This is a genomic window from Paraburkholderia sp. JHI2823, from assembly GCF_038900695.1.
Taxonomy (GTDB): Bacteria; Pseudomonadota; Gammaproteobacteria; order Burkholderiales; family Burkholderiaceae; genus Paraburkholderia; species Paraburkholderia mimosarum.
Genome location: NZ_JAYMRY010000364.1, coordinates 1 through 351 on the forward strand (window position 1 = coordinate 1; position 351 = coordinate 351).

The window sequence follows — 351 nt, forward strand, 5'->3', positions numbered from 1 at the left end:
CGCTGCAGGCCATCGTCGAAATGTTCCCGGTGTTCTCGCGCGTGCGCATGAACCGGCAGTGGGGCGGCATTGTCGATGTTTCGCCCGACGCGTGCCCGATCATCAGCAAGACGCATGTGAAAGGGCTCTATTTCAATTGCGGCTGGGGCACGGGCGGCTTCAAGGCGACGCCGGGCTCGGGCTGGGTGTTCGCGCACACGATCGCGAACGACGAGCCGCATCCGCTGAATGCGCCCTTTGCGCTGGACCGCTTCTATACGGGCCATCTGATCGACGAACACGGCGCCGCTGCGGTCGCGCACTAAAGGAGACCTGATCATGTTGCTGATCGAATGCCCATGGTGCGGTCCC

1 protein-coding gene is annotated in these 351 nt (G+C 63.2%); it reads left to right on the forward strand.

All coding sequences use genetic code 11. The features are described from left to right. Window positions 1–305 (forward strand): FAD-dependent oxidoreductase (locus VSR34_RS39000; RefSeq protein ID WP_342965170.1); only part of this gene is annotated, 305 nt, incomplete at its 5' end. Window positions 306–351 lie beyond the last annotated feature (46 nt).